This window comes from Streptomyces sp. cmx-18-6, assembly GCF_046548915.1.
Lineage (GTDB): Bacteria > Actinomycetota > Actinomycetes > Streptomycetales > Streptomycetaceae > Streptomyces.
In genome coordinates this window covers 293,205-312,307 of record NZ_JAEBEP010000010.1, presented here as the reverse complement: position 1 = coordinate 312,307, position 19,103 = coordinate 293,205, and the positions used below count along the sequence as shown (strand labels likewise).

The 19,103-nt window shown below is 71.2% G+C and carries 18 protein-coding genes; 5 read left to right on the top strand and 13 right to left on the bottom strand.

Annotated features, from left to right (window positions below; translation table 11 throughout):
- The 10 genes from ACLJPL_RS24190 to ACLJPL_RS24145 form a co-directional block, all read right to left on the bottom strand.
- Positions 1-181 (bottom strand): hypothetical protein (locus tag ACLJPL_RS24190; protein WP_411083013.1); only part of this gene is annotated, 181 nt, incomplete at its 3' end.
- A complete protein-coding gene (locus ACLJPL_RS24185; protein WP_411083012.1) occupies positions 178-1,074 on the bottom strand; it encodes a lactoylglutathione lyase in 897 nt (298 codons plus the stop codon). The genes ACLJPL_RS24190 and ACLJPL_RS24185, both read right to left, overlap by 4 nt.
- Before the next feature lie 111 nt (positions 1,075-1,185).
- Positions 1,186-2,532, bottom strand: a complete 1,347-nt coding sequence (locus ACLJPL_RS24180; RefSeq protein WP_411083011.1) for a hypothetical protein — start codon at positions 2,530-2,532, stop codon at positions 1,186-1,188.
- The gene (locus tag ACLJPL_RS24175; RefSeq protein WP_411083010.1) at positions 2,532-3,614 is read right to left on the bottom strand and encodes an NAD(P)/FAD-dependent oxidoreductase; all 1,083 of its coding nucleotides are present in this window, start codon (positions 3,612-3,614) and stop codon (positions 2,532-2,534) included. The genes ACLJPL_RS24180 and ACLJPL_RS24175 overlap by 1 nt, the downstream gene beginning before the upstream one ends.
- On the bottom strand, positions 3,611-4,942 hold the full coding sequence (locus ACLJPL_RS24170) for a SidA/IucD/PvdA family monooxygenase (RefSeq protein ID WP_411083009.1): 1,332 nt from the start codon (positions 4,940-4,942) through the stop codon (positions 3,611-3,613). The genes ACLJPL_RS24175 and ACLJPL_RS24170 overlap by 4 nt, the downstream gene beginning before the upstream one ends.
- Positions 4,943-5,005: 63 nt before the next feature.
- Positions 5,006-5,374: an aspartate 1-decarboxylase gene (panD, locus tag ACLJPL_RS24165; protein WP_411083008.1), complete on the bottom strand. Its 369-nt coding sequence runs from the start codon at positions 5,372-5,374 to the stop codon at positions 5,006-5,008.
- Positions 5,375-5,447: 73 nt separating this feature from the next.
- Positions 5,448-7,049, bottom strand: coding sequence for a class I tRNA ligase family protein (locus tag ACLJPL_RS24160; protein ID WP_411083007.1), 1,602 nt, complete (start codon positions 7,047-7,049; stop codon positions 5,448-5,450).
- Positions 7,049-7,402: a cupin domain-containing protein gene (locus ACLJPL_RS24155; protein WP_411083006.1), complete on the bottom strand. Its 354-nt coding sequence runs from the start codon at positions 7,400-7,402 to the stop codon at positions 7,049-7,051. The genes ACLJPL_RS24160 and ACLJPL_RS24155 overlap by 1 nt, the downstream gene beginning before the upstream one ends.
- Before the next feature lie 32 nt (positions 7,403-7,434).
- A complete protein-coding gene (locus ACLJPL_RS24150) occupies positions 7,435-8,679 on the bottom strand; it encodes an NAD(P)/FAD-dependent oxidoreductase (RefSeq protein ID WP_411083005.1) in 1,245 nt (414 codons plus the stop codon).
- A gap of 485 nt (positions 8,680-9,164) precedes the next feature.
- Entirely contained in the window at positions 9,165-9,779 is a 615-nt protein-coding gene (locus ACLJPL_RS24145; RefSeq protein WP_411083004.1) for a TetR family transcriptional regulator, read from the bottom strand.
- Between the two features lie 405 nt (positions 9,780-10,184).
- Here ACLJPL_RS24145 and ACLJPL_RS24140 point away from each other — a divergent pair, with 405 nt between their 5' ends.
- Positions 10,185-11,444, top strand: coding sequence for an IS701 family transposase (locus ACLJPL_RS24140; RefSeq protein ID WP_411083003.1), 1,260 nt, complete (start codon positions 10,185-10,187; stop codon positions 11,442-11,444).
- A 48-nt stretch (positions 11,445-11,492) separates the two neighbouring features.
- Here the strand turns inward: ACLJPL_RS24140 and ACLJPL_RS24135 are convergent, their stop codons facing one another.
- On the bottom strand, positions 11,493-12,248 hold the full coding sequence (locus tag ACLJPL_RS24135) for an SDR family NAD(P)-dependent oxidoreductase (RefSeq protein WP_411083002.1): 756 nt from the start codon (positions 12,246-12,248) through the stop codon (positions 11,493-11,495).
- Between the two features lie 100 nt (positions 12,249-12,348).
- Complete coding sequence (locus ACLJPL_RS24130) at positions 12,349-12,978, bottom strand: ScbR family autoregulator-binding transcription factor (protein ID WP_411083001.1); 630 nt, start codon at positions 12,976-12,978, stop codon at positions 12,349-12,351.
- A gap of 123 nt (positions 12,979-13,101) precedes the next feature.
- Here ACLJPL_RS24130 and ACLJPL_RS24125 point away from each other — a divergent pair, with 123 nt between their 5' ends.
- Positions 13,102-14,037, top strand: a complete 936-nt coding sequence (locus ACLJPL_RS24125) for a ScbA/BarX family gamma-butyrolactone biosynthesis protein (protein ID WP_411083000.1) — start codon at positions 13,102-13,104, stop codon at positions 14,035-14,037.
- A gap of 105 nt (positions 14,038-14,142) precedes the next feature.
- Here the strand turns inward: ACLJPL_RS24125 and ACLJPL_RS24120 are convergent, their stop codons facing one another.
- The gene (locus ACLJPL_RS24120; protein WP_411082999.1) at positions 14,143-14,754 is read right to left on the bottom strand and encodes a TetR/AcrR family transcriptional regulator; all 612 of its coding nucleotides are present in this window, start codon (positions 14,752-14,754) and stop codon (positions 14,143-14,145) included.
- Between the two features lie 134 nt (positions 14,755-14,888).
- Between ACLJPL_RS24120 and ACLJPL_RS24115 the strand changes: the two genes are divergently transcribed.
- The 3 genes from ACLJPL_RS24115 (at position 14,889) to ACLJPL_RS24105 (ending at position 18,867) form a co-directional block, all read left to right on the top strand.
- Positions 14,889-15,650 carry an SDR family NAD(P)-dependent oxidoreductase gene (locus tag ACLJPL_RS24115; RefSeq protein WP_411082998.1) on the top strand — a complete coding sequence of 254 codons (762 nt, stop codon included), beginning with the start codon at positions 14,889-14,891 and terminating at the stop codon, positions 15,648-15,650.
- Positions 15,651-15,812: 162 nt separating this feature from the next.
- On the top strand, positions 15,813-17,282 hold the full coding sequence (locus ACLJPL_RS24110) for an MFS transporter (protein WP_411082997.1): 1,470 nt from the start codon (positions 15,813-15,815) through the stop codon (positions 17,280-17,282).
- 88 nt (positions 17,283-17,370) lie between these two features.
- Positions 17,371-18,867 carry an FAD-dependent monooxygenase gene (locus ACLJPL_RS24105; RefSeq protein WP_411082996.1) on the top strand — a complete coding sequence of 499 codons (1,497 nt, stop codon included), beginning with the start codon at positions 17,371-17,373 and terminating at the stop codon, positions 18,865-18,867.
- Positions 18,868-19,103 lie beyond the last annotated feature (236 nt).

Genomic DNA, 19,103 nt, shown 5'->3' with positions numbered 1-19,103 from the left:
TCGACAGATCATTCCCGAACGACGCCGTCTCCGACGTGAACCGGTCACCCGTGAGCTGCATACCATCACCCGAATCACCCGCGAAACGAATGATCACCCGATCCAGACGACGAACCTCCTTCCCCTCGCCACCCGCGGTTCCCGTCGTATCGGGTATCGCGACCCGCTCGTCGGTGGTCATGGCGTACCGGCCTCTGCGACCCGGACGCCACGACCGGCGGGCACCGCGGCGCGGTGCAGTCCGACAGACGTGTCCCACACCTCGGCGAGCGTGCCGCCCCGGAGCCTGACGACGTGGTGTCGGGCGGACGCGGCCCCGGCCGGCCGCTCCGCAGCGGGTGCGCTCTCCACGTACGCGCTGTCCAGCGGCCCGGTCATCACGAGCGCCAGGTCGATATCCGCGCTCACGGTGTACTCCGGTCCGTCCGTGCCGACGATCAGCAGGTCGCCGACCGTCGCCAGCCTGATCGGCGAGATGCCGTTCAGCTGGAGGCGGGTATCGCAGCCCGTGCCGAGGATGCTCTCGTACTGGGCGACGGCTGCCGGGAAGGCGGAGGCACTGACCGCTCTGCGCACGAGCAGCCGCGGCGCCCCGTCGTGGTGCGCCGTGTGCCGGCCGGGACGTGGGCGCTCACCCGGCCGGGGACGGTGCTCGACCAGCTCGGCGATCGTCCCGTCCGCGTACCGCACGCGGGCGCGGCTGCCGGGGAGGATCGTCTCGGGCGGCTCCAGCACCGTCCCTCCGATGTCGTGCAGTCGGTCCAGCTGTCCGCTCAGGGACGGGACGATGACCGAGTGCGTCGTACGCCGTTGGATGTCGGTGAACGGTCTGATGCTGGCGATCAGCAGCATGTTCCCCACGGCGGCGAGTTCGAGGCCGCCGAAGTCGGGGATGGGCATGCGCAGATCCGCCGGAGTGCCGGTCAACTCCTCGTAGAAGCCGATCTGTTCGTCGAGTTCCCTCAAGTGGATGAGGGAGCGGGCCAGCAGACGGGGACGGGGCAGCCGGGCGGAGTCCGGGGTCGCCCGGAACCACCGCTCGGGCAGGGGGGCGGCTGTAGGTGCTGCCGACATGGAACCAGTACCTTCTCTCTGCGGTCGGAAACGAAAGGCACCGGGAGCGTCCGGCGGACCGGGGCCGGGCAGCGCCTCGGGGGCGCCCGGCGGACCGGGGCCGGGCAGCGCCTAAGCGCTGTCCGGCGCGTGCGAGACCGGTTCGGCTCCCCACCACCGGTCCACCGTGAGGCCCCAGGCGTTGAGCTCCTCGCTCACCAACCGCCCCAGGGAAGAGCCGTCACCGAAGTGGTCGGGCATGCCGGTGACGGTCACCGCCATCCGGTCACCGGTGCGGACAAGACACAACGAGGCCCGGATCCGGGCCCTGTCCGGCACCACACCGGGCACGTTCATCGTGCGTACGGCGACGGTGCCGGCCCGCTGCCCGGCGAAGCGCGCGACCACGTCGGGCGTCCGGCCGAAGTTGGAGGCGACGACATCGGTCTGCTGCGCCCCCGGCCTCAGCAGCCGGTGAGCCAGGCGGTCGGGCAGCAGGTGCCACAGGGGCTCCGGGACGAGAGTGCTGCCGCGCTCGGTCCCGCGACCCAGCAGCTTTCCCGTCGCCTCTCGGGTCGGCCCCAGGGTGGTGTGGCGCGCGGGTCCGCCGGGGACCGTCAGCGGCAGGACGATCAGGGCGTTGGCCCGGCCGTCGTCCTGGGACTCCCGCAAGGTCATCGGCAGGCCCACCTGGACCGGCTCGGGCGCCCCGTCGCGGACGGCCGCGCGCACCAGATTGGCGGCGATCTCGATGAACAGGCTGTTCACCGTTCCGCCCTGGGCACGCGCCCGCTCCTCCCACGCGACCGCGTCCGTCTCCAGGACCAGCGACGTGAAGAAGCGCGGCTCCGCGTGGTCGCCCGGCGGCGGACCGCTCGGCGGCCGCCGCAGTGCCGAGACGAGCCGCGCCCGTTCGGCGGCGTCGCTCCACAGCCGCGGCAGCCGTCGAGCGGTCGCCGCGCCGGCTCGCACGGCCTGCCCGAGGACGTCGGCCGCGTCGGCCAGTGGGCCGGGGCCCTGTGCCGCGATGGCGCTGGACGGCTCCTCGGAGGCGATGGCGTTGAAGATGCCGAGGCCGTCGCAACGGAAGTGCGGCACGGTCAACGAGACCACGCTCCCACTCCCGTACGGTGCGGCGGCCAGTCGCCACAACGCGTCCGAGCCGGGCGGCAGCGGGACCCTCACCTGTACGTCGGCCCATTCCATCAGCGTGCGGCCGGTCACCCGGTCCGCGCTGATGCTCAAGCGCTCCGCGTTGCGGGCGCGGACCCAGCTGCGCCGTGCTCCGGGGATCGCCGAGGCGACGGCCCGGCGGCTCAGTCGCCCCCGGTCCAGGCGCTGCCACTCGGCTTCCAGCGCGTCGGCCCGCACCGGGTGCGGGAACGACCACAGGACCTGGACGATCCGGCTGGAGCCCAGGGTCGCGGCCGCGCTGTGCAGCATCTCGTCGGTGGGGTTGAGGCGTACGGCATCGGGCATCAGGCCATCGCCTCCCGCAGCAGTCCGGCCGCGCGCTCGCCCACGGCGGGCGCCAGTTTGAAGCCGCCGCCGTTCCAGCCGGTCGCGGTGACCAGGCCGGCGACCTCGGGCCGTGCCTCCACCGACCCGACCCCCTCGGGGGACATCGCGTCGTAGGCCATCACACCGCCCACCGGCTGGGCCTCCGCAAGATGCGGGATCCGCCGGAGCAGCACGTCACGGACTCGCTCCACCTCCTGCTCGGGGACGCCGTGGCGCACCTCGGCGGGCACGTCCGTCCTCGGTGAGAAGACGCCCGCGAGCACGACGGACGCCGAGTCCCAGGGCCGCAGCCACGAACCGGCGACCCGGTCGACGACGACGGGCAGGTCCGTGTTCACGGCCCCGCCGCCCAGGCGGAACAGGCAGTAGCCGACCGCCCGGGTGCGCAGGGGCAGTCTCACGCCGACGGTCGCCGCCAGGGGTGTGCTGCCGGTACCGGTGGCGAGCAGCACGGCCCTCGCCCGGATCGTCCCCGCGCTCGTCTCGACACCGGTGACACGGGAACCGGAGGCGAGCAGGCCGGTGGCCCGCGCCCGGACCTGACGCAGGAGCGGGCCCGCGTCGCGGACGAGGGCGGCGGAGACTTCGCGTGCCGGCAGCCAGCCGGCCTCCTCCTCGTACACGGCGTACTCCCCCGCGGCCGGCCGGAGTCCGGGGAAGCGGGTGGTGACGTCCTCGGCGGTGAGGATCTCCGCCTTGTGCCCCGCTTCCCGGAGGGCGGTCACCGCGGGGTGCGCCTGTGCGAGGTCACCGGATGCGAGGAAGGTCAGGCTGCCGCGGCCCCGTACGGCGGGCCAGGTGCCGTGCCATCCCCGCTTCCGGTAGACGGCCAGTCCGGCGGCGGCCAGATCCTGGTCGCCGCCGGACGGTGCGAAGGCGCGGACGAGACCGCCGGAGACGCCTGTGGCGCCTCCGGCGATACCGGACTCGTCGACCACGGCCACGGTGAGACCGGCGTCGGTCAGCCGCTCGGCCGTGGCCAGCCCGATGATGCCGCCGCCGACGACGACGACGTCCGCGGTGGCGGGGAACCAGCTCACGGGGACGTCCCGAAGGCGAGCAGTTCCTCGCGGTCGTGCGCCTGGTTCCGCTGGAGCGAGTCGGCGATGTCCGTCGCCCGTACGGAGAGCATGGCCAGAGCGCCCGCGTCGCCCATGCCGTGACTCGCCTCGCAGAGCCCGTTGAGGTAGACCCTGAGCGGCTGCGGGCTGTCCGCCTGGGACTTGAGCTCGATCGAGTAGTCCCGTGAGACGACGGGGACGCCCTCCTCGTCGAGCGGCAGCCGGTGGGCGATCCCCTCCAGGAGCGGGTGGTAGGGCTCGTCCCCCTGCTCGCTGCCGAAGTCCCGGAAGCCGGTGGCCAGGATGACCGCGTCGGCGTCCACGGACTCCTCGGTGAGGTGGTTGACGTCGCGCAGCACCAGTCGCTGCGTCTGCCCCTGCTCCCGGCTGAGGACCACTTCGGAGAACGGCTTCATCAGCAGCCGGTCGGATCCCGTGAGCTGGTACTCGTGCTGGACGCCCGCGAGGCGGTCGATGACGTCCTGGTCGCAGGCTGCGTAGTTGATGGACCGCAGTTCGCCGCGCAGCCTGCGCTTCTTCGCAGTGGACAAGGGGTGGAAGTAGTCGACGAACTCGGGCAGGAACACCCGTCTGCTGTAGGGACTGGTGTCCTTGAGGCGGAAGCCGATGCTGCGGTGGATGGAGACGACCTGCCGGACCTGCGGGCGTGCCAGCAGGTCGAGGATGATCTCGATCGCGCTCTGGCTCGCGCCGACCACCGCCACCCGCAGCGGCCGGTCGCCCAGCTGCTCGATGGAGGAGAGGTAGCGCGTCGAGTGGAAGACGCGCGGCCCGAGACCTCGGTGGAAGGCGGGCGGGACGCGCGGCGACCGGCCGGTGCCGACGGACACCGTACGGGCGAGGTAGGCGCCGCCGTCGTCGGTCTCCACACGGAACACCTCGCCGCCGTCGTCCCCCTGGACGAGTGAGAGCCCCACGGCCGATCGGCCGTAGTCCACCTGCTCCCGGAAGGCGTCGGCCACCCAGGTGAGGTAGTCGGCGTACTCGCGGCGCAGCGGGAACTTCGCGTTCAGGTGCAGGTAGTCCGTCAGCGAGCCGCGGGAGGCGAGGTACTTGACGAACGTGTGCGGGCTGGCCGGGTTGCGCGGCATGGCCAGGTCCCGGAAGGGGTTGTTCTGGATGTCGGCCCCGGACAGCAACTGCTCACGCTGCCACTGGAAGCCGGCGGACCGTTCGATGAAGTGGGCGGTTTCGGCGCGGCCGCGTTCCTCGAGCGCGACCGCCAGGGAGAGGTTGGCGGGCCCGAACCCCACTCCCAGCACCGGATGGATCGTTTGGCTCTTCACGTTTCACGCATCCTCGACTTGTCGTGCATGCAGGAACGTCGTACGGGTCCGGGCACGAGCGGCTCAGGTGCTCAGGAGCGCCGTCTCGGTGATGACGTTGGCGTCGTCCACGTGGACGACCCGCGACTTGTGGTCGGCGACCTCGTCCGGGGTGAGCTGGGCGTAGCTGATGATGATGACCTTGTCGCCGGTCTCGACCAGGCGGGCGGCGGCCCCGTTGACGACCACCTGGTTGGCGGCGGGCTCGCCGAGGATCGTGTACGTCTCGAACCGGGCGCCGTTGTTGACGTTCACGACGTGGACGAGTTCGTGGATCCCGATGTCCGCCGCGTCGAGCAGCTCGGGCGAGATGGTGATGGATCCGACGTAGTTGAGGTTGCTGTCGGTGACGGTGGCGCGGTGGATCTTGGCGTTCATGAAGGTGCGCAGCATGACGGAAATCCTTGTCCGTGAAAGGGGTGCGGTGAGGGAACGTGGAACGGAGGAGGAAGCGGCGTGGGCCGTTTCAGCCGGCGGGCGTCGGGGCGGGCGGTACGGTCAGGCCCCGGAAAGCGCCCACGGGCGGTGTGTCGAGGTCGGCGAGCAGGGGCGCCTTGCCGGCCGTGGACTCGGCGGAGAACGCCTGGGAGATGTGGTCGCTCAGGTCGGGGGTGACCGGCCAGCCCAGGGTGCGCAGGGTCCAGAGGAACTGGAGCGCTCCGGAGACGTCGCTCTCGTCGTCGGTCCGGATGGCGCCGCAGCGCAGCGCGAGGACCTCCAGGTGCAGGGCCACGGCCTCGGTCGCCCGGCGCACGCTGAACGTCTCCAGCCGGAAGGCGTCCTCGAACCGGCCGCGTGAGGCCGTGATCGCGGCCTGCCACCAGGCGGAGGGGGCCGCACTGACGCTTCGGCCGGTCAGGGTCCTGCCGAGGGCCTCGGTGATGACCCGCAGGGGGGCGTCGTACCGGGCCTCGATGGTGGCGGCCGCGATGGGCTCGCTGAACTCGGCCTGCTGGAGCTCCGGGCTGGTGAGGCCGAGCACGAATCGGGCCCGGTCACGCCCCACGGTCTCCAGGTAGTCCTTCGCCCACCGGACGTCGCCCTTGCTGGTGGAGAACTTGCGGCCCTCCAGCATGTAGTACTGGTTGGTGATGGTGCGGGTCTTGGGCAGCGAGATCGACATGCCGTGGCGGGCGGCGAGCAGTGCGAGCGTCACGTACACGAACGCGTTGTAGAAGCCGTTGTCGATGCCGATGAACTGCACGAGCTCGTCGCAGGGGGTGAACTCGTCCATGCGCGCCTGCTGGAGCCAGTAGACATGGCCGACGTAGATCTCCGGCCAGGCGTTGATGGCCTGCGGCTGTACGTCGGGCCCGTCCCAGTCCACCGTGATGCCCCAGGCGGTGGGGTAGGTGAGGGGGATGTAGGGGAGGCGGCCGGCGAGGGTGTCGGAGACGACCTTGGCCAGGTCGGGGCGGAGCTGTACGTCGGTCGTCCGGTACCAGTTGGTGATCATCGACCGGTAGCGTTCGAGGTCCAGGACCCATACGGAGACGGTTCGGCTGGGCAGGGCGGACGCGGTGTCCGCGACCGGGAGCAGGGCGCCGGGCAGGTTGTACAGGCCGCACGCCTCGCACACCCCGGCCCGGGCGTGGGCCAGGCAGGTGGGGCAGCGGCCGGTGACGAACGCCTCGGCCTTGTACTCGCCCGTGGCCTCGTCGTACGGGAGCTCGATCTCGCGGAGGTCGAAGGCGCCGTGCTCCCACAGCCGGGTGAAGAAGTCCCGGACGAAGGTGGTGTAGTCGGCGTCCGGCCGCTCGAACAGGTCGACGTCGACGCCCGCCAGGTCCAGGGAGCGGGTCACGCTGTCCAGCGCCTGCTGGATGAGGGTCTCGGGGATGGTGCCGAGCCGCTCGGCCGTGGTGACGACATAGGTCTGGTTGTCGTCGGTGCTGGTGGCGAAGGCCACGTCGTGGCCCAGGATCTTCTGCGACCGGGCGCACACGTCGCTGTTCAGCACGGGCCCCGCCAGATGACCGAGGTGCAGGTCGCCGTTGGGCGTCGGCGGGGAGAAGGTGACGTTGACGCGCCGCCGCGGGGACGGGGCGCCGTCCGCCTTGCCGGTCATCAGGCGTCCTGCTTGTCGTCGGCGGGCTGGAGCCAGTAGATGCTGACGAACGACAGCGGCGCGGAATCGCTGGTGTTCGTCACCACGTGGTCGGTGCCGTGCGGAATGTAGACGACGTCCCCCGGGGTGATCGTCCGCTCCTCCGCTCCGACCCGCAGGAAGCCCTCACCGCTGATGAAGATGAACGTCTCGTCGGTGGCGTGGCCGTGGGGCGTGCTGGACTCGGTGGGGCGGATCGAGCACAGGGTGCTGTTCCAGGGCGGCGTGACGACGCCGTTCCACGGGTAGAGCTCGCGGATGTCGCAGCCGTTCTTGCGGATCCGCGCGTCGGCGGCATCGGTCTTGACGTGCATGGATGGTGTTCCTTCCCTGTCGGCTCTGCGGGTTACTTCAGCGCGAACAGGCGCTGAATGGTGGCGGGTTCGAACGATTCGGCGGGGACGCCGAAAGCGCCCTTGAACGTGGCGAGACGGGAGCCGGCCAGAATCGGGTCGGTCGGCCAGGCTTTGGCGTAGGCCGAGCGGCGCGCGGCGCCTTCGGGGCCGAAGGTCATGTTCATCGTGGTCCTGACCGAGCCGGAGATACGCAGTCGGCGCATCCGCTCCTCGCGTTCCTCCCGGTAGGAGGCCAGCGCGTCGACCGTCCAGTCGGTGTGCGAGCGCAGGGCGTCCCGTACCAGCCGGGCGTCCCGCAGTGCGATGGACAGGCCCTGCCCGACGACGGGGTCGGTCCACCCGGCCGCGTCGCCGATCAGGACGCCTCCGGGCACCGCCGGGGAGTCGGTCCAGGCGTCGTTCATGGGATAGAAGGCGCAGGACTCGGAGGGTGTGGCCGAGGCGAACATCTCGCTGCCGGGGATGCAGCGGAAGCGGAACGCCTTGAGGAAGTCCGCCTGGCGGGTCGGGCCGGAGAAGCGGCCCTTCTGGGCGACGTCGTGCAGCAGGTAGAGCCGGGCCCGGGCGCCTTCGCGGGGGAAGACGAAGTAGAGGAGGTCGCCCTCGGTCCCGATCGAGGTGACGTTCACCGGCCAGTCGTGCAGGTCCTCGACGAGCATCCCGCCGCCGAGCGAGTTCGGCGGCGTCTGGGTCAGGGAGATGCCGAGCTGGCGTCGTACGGTCGAGGTGCGGCCGTCCGCTCCGACGATGAGCCGGCACGGTACGTCGTACTCGACGTCGTTGTACTCGTAGGTCACGACGGGGTTCGCTCCGCCCGTCACGGTGACGTCCCCGATCCCGCGGACGACGGTGGCTCCCGCCTCGGCGGCGGCGGTCGCGAGCGCCTCGCACGCCTCGGGGTGGCCCACGTCGAGCACTCCGCGGATGCCGGGGATCATCTCGTCCAGCGGGATGGCGTTGGCCTGCGCGACCTCCGGTTCGACGATCTCGTCGTATCCGATGAAGCGGTCGACGTAGCTGCCTCCGGCCTTGAGCAGGCTCTCCTCCAGCCCGAGCTGGAGCAGTTCGACCACGCCCCAGCAGTTGATCACCTCGCCGCGGACCTTGTCCCGGTAGACGGTCTGCCGCTCCAGGAGCAGCACGTCGTACCCGTCCTCCGCCAGTGCCGCCGCGAGGGCGGATCCGGCGATTCCGCCGCCGACCACCACTACGTCCATACGTTCGACTGTCGCCATGAAACCCTCCACAGAAGACTTTTCGAGGCGCGACTGTGCGGGCCGCCCCGTGTGGGGGCAACCGGAAATCCGAGCTGGTGAAACCGATGGGGCCGCTTCGGAACGGGGCCGTTCCGGTGCGGGAGGTCCCGTTCCGGCGGCCCCTGTCGGGCGGGCCGCGAACAGACCACGGACCGCGGTGACACGGACCGGTCCCGCTACGGGCGACCGGAGGTCAGCCGGTCCGGCCGGAGCAGTCCGGCCGCTCCCCCGCGTCCCTCACACCGGTACCGGGGGTGACGCCGCGGCGAGGAGCGCGGGACCGCAGCGGACGCTGTCCGGTGAGATCCCGCTCGTTGGATTCGTCGCCACCACGCTCACTCCTTGTAGGTGTGTCGTTCGCGGCTTCCCACCATCCGGGGTGGCGTGCGGAGCGGCAATGCCGACTTGACTAAATCGTCCGCGAGTTTCGCACTGTGATGCGAATGGTTCGGATGTCCGTTCGCTCAGAGATCGATGGTCGGGCGACGGCAGATGCCGTGCTGGATCAAGTCCCAGACCTGTCTGAGCTCGTCGACGGCGTTCGGTCCGCGGTCCCCGGGCCTCGGGTCCTCCTGATCCGCCCGTGCACGGCACTCGACGCCGATCGTCAGGTACATCGACAGCGACATCAGGGACGCGGGGCGCACCGCCGCGCTCAACTGGCCGTCCAGGTAGGCATCCTCGAACAGATCCTGTGCGAGCACCGCCCAGGACGCCGTCCACGCCAGATCCGGCTTGGGGCGTTCACGGCTCAGCCGGGCCGCGGAGCGCACGGTCGGCACCGCCTCGAGGAGCCGGGCGAGTTCGAGCATGAGGTCGATGGCCTGGTGGAGAGCGGGAGCGGGGTGGTCCGGCAGATTCTCCAGGGCGGTGCGGGTGATCGACTGCCCCTGCGACTGCACGGCGTCCGCCAGCTCGGCCTTGCTGGCGAAGTGGAAGGTCAGAGCGCCGATGGTGATTCCGGCGGTGCGGCAGACGCGGCTCAGCGACGTGCCGTCGTAGCCGTGGCGGTCGAACTCCGCGGCGGCGGCTTCCAGCAGTGCCCGCCGGGTGCGTACGGCACGTTCCTGCCTCACCATGCTCATCTCCGCTTGCGTTCGTCGGTCATGGGCAAGAAGTAGCTGCCTTCCGTCGACACCGGGTCGGTGGTGACACGCCGTCCGCGCTCCCTGGAAGCCCAGGCCCGCGGGCGCCGTCCGACCGTGCTCGACGACGGGGCCGCCTGGGAACAGTGACGTTGGCGCGATCCCACGCGGACTGCGTTGTTCGGCCGATCCGGGTGTCCGGTTGTCGTGCCGGTCAGTGTGCAGTCGCAGGTCAGAGACATCAAGCTCGTCGATTCGGGTTGGCTGGTTCGCACGCGCTCGCGGGAGAAGGGGGGCCGGCGGAGGCCCGGCCCGGGGGTTGGCTGGTTCAATGCGATAAAACAATAGCGAACTCTATTATTCTTTGGGTCGCCCCGAGCCGCCCCGAAGGGAACAGCCATGACCACCGCTGTATACGAGTCGGACCCCTCCTCCGTCCACGCCGCCGGGCGGAGGGTCGCGCAGTTCGCGGATCAGATCTTCACGCACTTACCCAGAGCCGACCAACGCCGTTGGGCCGGGGCCTACTTGCTCGGCCTGCTGGCCGTCGAGGGGCGCAAGTCCGTGCGCAGTCTGGCAGCGGCCGTGACCGACTCCCCCACCGCCTCCCAGTCGATGCACCGGTTCGTCAACGCCAGTCCGTGGGAGTGGCAGCCGGCGAGGGCGGAGTTGGCCCGCTGGGTCGAGCAGCGGCTGCGTCCAACGGCCTGGACGGTGGGAACCGCCGTCGTGCCCAAGCGGGGCAATCAGTCGTGCGGCGTGCATCGACGCTTCGATCCCGCCCACGGCCGGACCGTCAACTGCCAAGTGGGCATGGGTCTGTTCCTTGCGGAGGGACGCTGCCAGATCCCGGTCGACTGGCATCTGCACCTGCCGGGGGAATGGGCCGACGAGCGCCTGCGCAGTCGTGCCCGCATCCCTGACGGGGTGCGGCCCGTCCCGGACTGGGTCCATGTCCTGGCCTTCGCCGACAGTCTGGCCGCCTCGCTCTCCACCCCGCTGCCCCTGGTCACCGACCTGCGGTGCTTCGACCAGGGCGAGCGCCTGCTGCACGGTCTGCGGCGGCGGGGGCACGACTTCCTCGTGGCCGTCCCCGAGAACCTCCCGGTCGTGCTCCCGCTGCCCGGCCGGAACCCGCGCGGGAGTGACGTCGCCCCTCTGGTGAGCGCGCGTCGCTTCCTCAACGCCCATGGCGAGGCGGCGCGTACGGTTCTGGCCACCTCTCACGGCGGGGTGACCGGAGCGAAACGGGTCCTCACCGCCGTGGTCGGCCTGCCGCACGGATCGTACGCTCAGCGCTTCTGCCGTCTGTTCGCCGAATACCCGGCGGACGGCCGGGGCACGTCGGCCCTCTGGCTGACCAGTCTGATGCAACAGCCCCTGGACGAGCTGACGGAACTGGCCGGAGCGCATGCCTGGACCCCGGGCGCCGTGCGCCGGATGGAAGGGGGCTTCGGCCTCCAGGATTTCGAGGGGAGATCGTATCCGGGCTGGCACCGCCATGTGACGCTGGTGTCCGCGGCCTCCGCCTACAGCCGGCTGGCCGACGCCGAGCCCGCGCCGACGACTCACCCCGCACTGCGCACGGCCTCCCCCGGCGGACCGCTGCCCCTGCGGCCGCAGGGCGGGCCCCTCGGCCTGCCGGCCCCGCGCCGGTGAACGGGGGCGAGGGACAAGGGCCCTTCGGGCCCCGCCCTCGGCCTCCGGTCACGCCGCGCTCCAGCCCCCGTCCACGGGAACGGCCCCGCCGGTGACGAACGACGCACGGTCGCCGCACAGCCAGAGAGCGGCCTGGGCGACCTCGCGGGGATCGGCCAGGCGCTTCTGTATCGCCCTTCGCGTCATCTCCGCCTCGATGCCGGGCGAGTTGGCGATGTAGGGCTCCAGCAGGCCGGTTCGGGTGCTGCCCGCCATCAGCGCGTTGACCCGTATGCCCTGTCCGCCGTACTCGGCGGCGGCTGCCCGGGTCAGTCCGAGGACCGCGTGTTTGGCGGCCACGTAGGGAGCGCTGGCCCCTGTCGCGCAATGCCCGGCCACACTGGACATGTTCACGATGGAACCGCCGTTCTTCTGGCCGAGCATGACGGGGATCTGCCGACGCATGCAGTTCCAGGTCCCTCGGACGTTGACGTCCATGGCCACGTCGTAGGCGTCTTCGTCCAGTTCATGGAGCGCGGGGCCCATGGAACCCCAGCCGGCGTTGTTGAAGGCGGCGTCGAGTCCCCCGAACTCCTCGACCGCTCTCGAGACGGCCTGCGCCACGTCGTCGGGTCTTCGCACATCGCCGGGGACCGAAACGGCGTGGCCCCGGCGGCTGTTGATCTCCTCGGCCAGCGCCTTCAGCCGGTCGGAGCCGCGTGCCATGAGGACGACGGAGGCGCCCTCCTCGGCGAACAGGCGGGCGGCTGCGGCCCCGATGCCTCCCGAGGCTCCCGTGATCATGACGGTCTTGCCCGATAACATCCCGGAAATATTGTCCACGGGCCGATTAAATCGTACGGGCGCCTCGCGGCCCCTTGCGGACGGGCCCCGTACGAACCGGCTCCCGGTGTTCGCCGCCCGGTCATGTACTGGACGGCTCCCGGAGCATGACGATCTGCGCGCCGCACTCCTCCGTCGCGATCAGGGGCAGCAGGAACTGCCACATCTCCCTCACCCGGTCCGGGAGATGACGCCGGCCGGTGGAGAGCTGCTCGTTCATCTGGAGTCCGGTCGCCGCATTGACCACGAGCCGCGCCAGCGGCTCCGGGGCGACACCCTCCCTCAGGTCCCCGCTCTCGGCCGCCTCCCGCAGGAACGGGATCAGGACGTCCGTCCATTGCTCGTACGAGTTTCCGTCCTGCGGATCGACGAAGTACTCCTGGTCCATGACCAGTCTGGCCCCCGCCAGCAGTACGGGATCCTCCAGCAGGCGCGTGGCCCACAGGACCGAGGTGTCGATCGCGGCCTGGAGACCGTGTGCGTCGAAGGCCACCGGAACGCGGGTCGGCTGGGCGCGCATGATCTCCCGCGCCAGCTCCTCCTTCGACCGGTAGTGGAAGTACAGTGCCCCGAGGGTGAGTTCGGCACGGCGGGCGATGCCGCTGACACTCGCACCCGCGAAGCCCGACTCGGCGAACACCTCCGCGCCTGCCCTGAAGATGGCGGCGCGGGTGCGCGCACTGCGTTGCTGCTTGAGTTCGCGTGGCGCCACGAGTCGGCCTCCGGCCCCTCTCGACAAGGAAAATAGTAATCTCTATGTTACTTCGGAGATGACTCGAATGTACGTGCAGTAACTGTCGGCCTCATGCCCGCACGGCTTCCGGGGGGAACCCGAATGGCAGTCACCACTGGCTCGTTCATGCCCATCGTCAGCATCCAACCGGTGTCGGCGCACCTGGCGCGCAAATCCCTCGCGGACCAGGTGCTCATCACCGGCTGGGGAAGTCACGGCGACGGCGTCTCGCACACCGTCCTCGCCGCCTGGCCCTCGCACCACGCTTTCTACACCTCGCACCGCGATGCCTACCATCCGCTGATTCTGGCCGAGACGATCCGTCAGGCGCTGACGATGCTGTCGCACGCCGCTCACGGAATACCTCTGGACCACCGACTGGGATGGGAGACCTTCGACACCTCGGTGGTCACCGCGGCGCTGAGCACCCACCCGGGTCCCGGCACCATACGCATGACGATCACTCACACCGAGGCGGAGCGGCGCAGGAGGGGATCCAGCCGTTTCGCCGCGCAGGTCATGGTCACCCGCGACGACGAACCGCTGGGCATCGCCCGGGTCCGCTACATCGCCCACCCGCCGGCCCTGTACGACCGGCTCAGAGGCGTCCACGCCGACGCACGGGCCTCGACCGCCCGCGCCCTGGCCCTCGGCCCGGCCCTCGACCCCGCCGAACGCGGCGAGCAGACGCCGCTTGACCAGGCCGTCCTGAGCCCGGTCGGTGAACCCCACCGGTGGCAGCTGAGAGTGGACGTGACCAACCGGATCTTCTTCGACCACGCCCACGACCATGTGCCGGGCTTCGTCCTCCTCGAGGCGGCCGCTCAGGTCGCCCAGGCCGAGTCGAGCGCCGCCGAGACCCTGCCCACCAGCTTCGACGCACGCTTTTCGCGGTACGTCGAACTGGACGCCCCGTGCTGGATCGAGTCCCTCCCCGTACGCCGCAGGGAGCTGGGCCTCATCAGCACCCTGGTCACCGGCCGACAGAACGGGCAGGAGGTCTTCTCCATCCGCGTCACCGCCTCCGAACGCGCCTGACCGCCCCTCCCCACACCGACCGGGACGGGGCGGGACGTCACCCGCCCCGGCCCGGTCGGGCTCAGGGACAGCGGCCGCCCGAACCCGCCGGCTCGGGTTTCGTCCTCACCGGCCGGGAGCTGCCAGGGCGTCCCATGCGGCCATGGCGCCGTCGACCGTCTGCTGGAGTCCTGGGAGCGGAACGCCGTCGCGGGACTGGATGGACAGGCCGTTGAGCACGGTGCTGTAGAAGAGCGCGATGGCCGTCGCGTCCGCTTCGGGTCGTACGTCACCGTCCTCGATGCCCCGTTCCACACGCAGGCGGATCAGGTCCCGGACTTCCGCGCGCATACGGGCGAGGTGGGCGGCGACCGAGGAGTTCTCCCGCAGGGGGATGGGGGCGGCCAGCACCGTGAGGCAGCCTGCCGGGGTGGCGGGGTCGGCGTAGGCGGCGGCGTTGTCCTGGAGCATCACGGTCACGGCCGCGCGGGCGGTGGGCTCCGCTTCGAGGGCGCGGCGGGTGTACCGGCCCTCGGTCGCCGTGTAGAGGGTGACGGCCTCCTTGAACAGCTTCTCCTTGGATCCGTAAGCCGCGTAGACGCTGGGCGAGTTGATGCCCATGGCGGCAGTCAGATCGCTCATCGAGGTGGCTTGGTAGCCGCGTTCCCAGAACACCCCGAGCGCCTTGCGCAGTGCTTCGTCGCGGTCGAAGGCGCGCGGTCTGCCTCTGCCTGCCATGCTCGGCCACCTTTCTGTGTCGTGCGTCAAATATATCCCTTGACCTGCCGAAGAGGCGCGTGCATTATTTATGTGTCAGGCGGCACAGAAATATCGGTGCTCCGCCCTCCCCCTTTCGCGTCAGGAGACTTCGCATGTCCGCAACGTTCCACGGCAAGGTCGCGCTCGTCACCGGAGCCGGCTCCGGCATCGGCCGCCGCAGCGCCCGTGCCTTCGCCGAGCGCGGCGCCACGGTCGTCGTCGCCGATCTCCACGCCGAGAACGCCGCGCAGACCGTCAAGCTGATCGAGCAGGAGGGCGGCACCGCGAGCGCCGTCACGGTCGACGTGACCGACGCCGACTCCGTACGCGCGTTGGTCGAGACCACGGTCGCCCGCCACGGCGGCCTGCACATCGCTCACAACAACGCGGGCATCTTCGCCGCGCTCGGCCCCGCCGGCGACATCGACGAGCAGCAGTGGCACACCCAGATCGCGGTCAACCTCACCGGCGTCATGCTGACCATGAAGTACGAGATCCAGCACATGCGCGCCAACGGCGGGGGCGTCATCGTGAACGCCGCCTCCAACATCGGCTACCACCTCCGCTACCCCGGCACCGGTGCGTACGCGGCCTCCAAGGCCGCCGTGTCGACCCTCACCCGGGCCGCCGCGCTCGACCACATCAAGGACGGCGTCCGGATCAACGCGGTCAGCCCCGGCGCCTCCAACACCCCGATGACCTTCATGCCGGGCGAGAGCGAGGCCGAGCGTGCGGCCAGGCTGAACGGCACCATTCCGCTCGGCCGGCTCGCCGAGACCGACGAGATCGTCGCCTCCGTGCTCTGGCTGGCCTCGGACGACTCCAGCTTCGTCGTCGGCCACGACCTGGTGACCGATGGCGGGGCCAGCGCCTGAGCAGAGGCGGCCGCGCCCGCCTCTGCTCCGCATGTGAGGCCGGCTCCGTCCCGCGGCGGCCTCGACGCCGTCCCGACCCGCCGTTCCTGGCGGGCCGGGACGGCGTCGCCCACCCGACCGATGGGCGGCAACCGTGCCGCCCCGCTCAGAGCAAGGCGTTCGATGCCCGTCGCAGACGATTCCCTGTCCGCCACCACCACGGTTCCGCCCGGTCCCTCACCGGGCCGTTCGAAAGAGGCGTTCGCGCTGCTGGCCGCCGTCCAGGTGGTCCTGGTGCTGGCGATCACCATGCTGTCCGTGGCCCTGCCCAGCCTCAGAACCGAACTGGACCTGTCCGTCGCCCAGTTGACACTGGTCAGCGCGGCCTACGGACTGTCCTTCGGCGGTCTGCTGCTCCTCGGCGGCCGCATCGCCGACCTGTACGGACGTCGCCGCGTCTTCGTCGTCGGCACCGCGCTGTTCGGCCTGGCTTCCGCTGTCGGCGCTTTCGCCCCGGACGTGACGACACTGCTGTCGGCCCGCCTGGTCCAGGGCGCCGGCGCCGCTTTCGCCGCCCCCGCCGCCATGGCCCTGGCCGTCTCGCTTCAGCACACCCCGCAAGCCCGCGCCCGGGCCATGGGCGTCTGGGGTGCGCTCGCCCCCCTGGGCGCCGCACTCGGCACCCTCCTCTCCGGGGCCGCGACCGTGTGGCTCTCCTGGCGCTGGACCTTCCTCGTCCCCACTCTGGTGGCGGCGGCCGTGGTGCTGACGGCGCCCCGGGTGCTGCCCCGCGATGCCGGGACACGAGCGGACGGCAAGGTCGACGTGCTCGGCGCCGTCCTGGCCACCGCCGGCCTCGCACTGCTCAGTTACGGCCTGGTCCACGCGGCCGAGACCTCCTGGACCTCGGCCGCCGTGACGGTGCCGAGCGCCCTCGGCGTCGTCCTGCTCACCGCTTTCGCGCTCGTCGAACGGCGGGCCCCCGACCCGCTGCTCCCACCGGGCTTCCTCGCGTCGCGGCGTCGGGCGACCGCGCTGTGGGCGGTGCTCATCGCCTCGGCCGGCACGGCGACCGTGTTCTTCCTGCTCTCCCTCTACTTCCAGCAGGTGGCGGACCTGTCTCCGCTGCGCACATCGGCGGCGTTCCTGCCCTTCACCGCGGTCCTGCTGGCCGTCGGGCCGCTCGGCGGCCGTCTGGTGGCACGACTCGGCTCCCGGACGGTCATCGCCACCGGGCTGTCGCTGGCCGCCGCCGGTCTCCTCCTCCTCGGCCGCCTCACCCAGGACAGCCCGTACGCGGGCCCGGCCCTCGCCGGACTGCTGCTGCTGCCGGCCGGCATCGCCCTGGTCTTCTCCGCCGCCACCATCACCATGCTCAACGACGTTCCGGCGGAACAGTCAGGTCTGGCCGGGGGCGTCGTCAACACCGCGCTGGAGACCGGACCGACGATCGGCCTCGCCGTACTGACCTCACTGGCCGCCTCGCACACCAGCACCCTCGGCGCCGGGGCCACCGCCCGTGAGGCGGCGGAAGCATCGGGCTACGCCTTCGCCTTCACCACCGCGGGCGTCGTCTTCGCGATCTCCGCACTCGCGGCCGTACTGCTCCTGCGCGGGCGGAGCGGACATCGCCTTCCCACCGACCGTGGATGAGCAGGACCCGCCGCCGGGAAGACAGCCGGCGCTTTCGCCGGTCCACGCGCGTCCGGCGTCGATGACGCCCGTTGAAAGGGGAACGAAGATGGTCCGGGACACCGATGTCGCGGTGGTGGGCGGCGGCCCCGTGGGGATGCTGCTCGCGGCGGAGTTGGCCCTGCACGGTGTACGCACCACGGTGCTGGAGCGCCTGCCCGCGCCGACAGGCGAGTCGAAGGCCGGGACCCTGCACGCGCGCACCGCGCAGACGCTGAACCGGCGCGGTCTGCTCGAGGCCGTCCAGCCCGGCCCGCACAGGGCGACGGCACACCGGCACCGGCAGGTGCCGTTCCACTTCGGGGGCCTGTTCGGCCTGGACCTCGCCCCTGTGGTGGAGGAGTTCCCCGCCCTGCTGAGCAGTCCGCAGGCGTACGCGGAGAACGTCTTCGCCCGACGCGCACATAGCCTCGGCGCGGTGATCCGGCGAGGCCAGGACGTCACAGCCGTCGAGGAGGCGGGCGACGAGGTCAGGCTGACGGTGCGCGGCGCCGGCGGTGAGTCGGTGCTGCGTGCGGGATGGGTGGTGGGCTGTGACGGGGTGCGCAGCACCGTACGGAAGCAGGCGGGCATCCGGTTCTCCGGGACGCTGCCGACGATGTCCTGTCTGATGGGCGAGGTGGAGTTGGCGGAGCCGCATCGGGCGCCGGCCGGCTGGCAGCGTACGGAGCGCGGATGGACGATCTTCTGGGTCAATCCGTACGGGCGCAGCCGGATAGGAACGTACGACTTCCGCGGGCCGCACCCCGATCGGCATTCCCCGGTCACGCTCGAGGAGTTCCGGGGGGAGGCGGAGCGGATCACCGGCGAGCGCGTGGCGATGTCCTCTCCGCAGTGGCTGACGCGGTTCAGCGATGCGGCGTTGCAGGCGGAGGAGTACCGCAGGGGCCGGATCCTGCTGGCCGGGGACGCCGCGCATGTGCATTTTCCCGCGGGCGGCCAGGGGTTGAACACGGGTCTGCAGGATGCGGTCAACCTCGGCTGGAAGCTGGCCGCCGAGGTGAACGGCTGGGCGCCCGCGGACCTGCTGGACACGTATCACAGCGAGCGGCACCCGGTGGCGGCCGAGGTGCTGTACAACGTGCGGGCGCAGGTGGCGCTGATGAACCCGGACCCCGCAGCCGATGCGTTGCGGCAGCTCTTCGGTGAACTCATGGAGCTGGAGGAGGTCAACGCGTACCTCGCCGGAATGGTGAGCGGTACCCGTACGGTCTACGACGTGGGGCGGCCCGAGGACCCGGTGGCCGGCCGGTTCGTCCATGACCTGCGCCTCAGGACCGAGCGGGGCCCGGTCGCGCTGGCCGCGCTGCTGCACTCGGGACGCGGCCTCCTGCTGGACGCGGCGGGGCGTCCGGATGTGCACGAGGTGGCGCGCCCGTGGGCCGGCCGGGTGGATGTGGTCGCCGCCACCGCCGAGGGTGACGGGCTTCCGACGGAGGCGGTCCTGCTGCGGCCGGACGGCTACGCGGTGTGGAGCGCTCGGGGCGGGACGGAGGACGCGCGGGATCTCAAGGCCGCGCTGGTGCGCTGGTTCGGCCCGGTGTAGGGCGGGAGGGGTCGGAGCGGAGCGACCGGCCTTCTGCGGTGCCGCCGGGTCGGCGGCCGTCGCCCGCGTCGGCTTCCGCCGCCCGCCCGGCCCGCAACTCATGAACCCGTTCAGGGGTGCGGTGTCCGTCCACTTCACCGAAGCGGTCCCGCACTCGTGCCACGACGTTCCGCGGACCTGCCCGTCCGGGGTACCCCGGCGGATGAGGCGCCGCGCCCGACCAGTCATCATGGTGC